Origin of the sequence: Mycobacterium sp. 4D054, from assembly GCF_052245755.1 — a bacterium.
Taxonomy (GTDB): domain Bacteria; phylum Actinomycetota; class Actinomycetes; order Mycobacteriales; family Mycobacteriaceae; genus Mycobacterium.
The window spans coordinates 1-1,361 of the sequence record NZ_JBQQCF010000138.1 but is presented as its reverse complement, the minus strand read 5'-3'; the positions used below and the strand labels follow the sequence as shown (position 1 = coordinate 1,361).

1 protein-coding gene is annotated in these 1,361 nt (G+C 65.7%); it reads right to left on the bottom strand.

What is annotated here, in order from left to right; all coding sequences use genetic code 11:
- Nucleotides 1–15 precede the first annotated feature (15 nt).
- A protein-coding gene (locus ACTWP6_RS30260) for an IS3-like element ISMysp3 family transposase (protein WP_109545024.1) occupies nucleotides 16–1,310 on the bottom strand; the annotation gives its coding sequence in 2 pieces (ribosomal slippage) (nucleotides 16–1,037 and nucleotides 1,037–1,310; 1,296 coding nt in all).
- Between the last annotated feature and the right edge of the window lie 51 nt (nucleotides 1,311–1,361).

The window sequence follows — 1,361 nt, the reverse complement described above, 5'->3', positions numbered from 1 at the left end:
GAACCGTCCCGGGTTTCATGCACCCTCAGGTTTCTGTGATCCGGCCGGTCTACCGGTCACGAGTTGGGAATAGTAGCGGGCTTCGGCTTCGGCCGGCGGAATGCGTCCGAGGCGGTGCATCAGGCGCTGCTGGTTGTACCAGGCGACGTAGTCGGCGGTGATGTATTCGACGTCGCCCACGGTGTTCAGTGGGCCGCGGCGAAACGGGGAATCCGCCCGGACACATTCGTTCTTGTACAGGCCGATGGTCGTCTCAGCCAGCGCGTTGTCGAAGGCATCCCCAACACTGCCCACGGACGGGCGAATTCCCGAAAGGCTCAGTGTCTCACCGAATCTCACACTCGTGTACTGCGAGCCGGCGTCGCTGTGATGGATTGCGCCGTCGACGGGATGGCCTTGGCGGGCACGCAGTGCAGCGGCCTGACGCAGCGCGGATTCGACGAAGCGGGTGTGCTTGGACGCCGAGGCTTCCCAGCCCACGATCGACCCGGCGTAGGCGTCGATGACGAACGCGACGTAGACGAACACGCCGGTGACGAGCTTGACGTAGGTGAAGTCGGCCACGAGCAGCACGTTGGGTGCGGCCACCCCGAACTGGCGGTCCACCAGGTCCGGCGGTCGCACCGCCTCCGGGTCGGGGATCGTGGTGCGGACCCTCTTCTGGCGGCGCACGCCTTGCCAGCCGTTCTTGCGCATCAGGCGTTCCACGGTGGACTTGGCCACCGGGATGCCCTGACGCTGCAGATGGGCCCACATCTTCAGCGACCCGTACAGCGACTCGGGCCTGCGGCGTCCGTGCTCATCAGGCTCGTAGTAGCCGGCTAGGATCTCGGTGATCGTGGCGTCCCACAGGGCCCGTTTCGAGGGCGCCCGCACCGCCCAGGCATGAAATGTCCGCGGGGCGATCGGCACGGCGTGCTCGGTGAGCACGCGGCAGATCGGAGCGACCCCGAAACGGTCCCGGTGGGCGGCGATGAACTCGCAGACCGTAGCGGTCAGCGGCGGCTGCGCGGGTCGCTCTCCCGCACGAAGAAAGACGTTGCCGCCTTGAGGATTTCGATAGTCTGCTCCAGCTCGGCGTTACGCCGTTTCAACGCCCGGATCTCCGCAGCCGCCTCCGAAGAGACCCCGTCTCGATCACCGTCATCGACCTGTTGCTGGCGAATCCAATTACGCAGCGTCTCGGCGTTCATCCCCAACCGTTTGGACACCGCGGTAATCGCCGCCCACTCGCTCGGATAGTCCTCCCGGTGCTCGCGCACCAGACGGACCGCCTTCGCTCGGGTCTCCGGGTCGTACTTGCTCGGCATGACATGCACCTTCCCAAGGAAGGAGGTGCGCATCAAACGCGGGATGGTTCA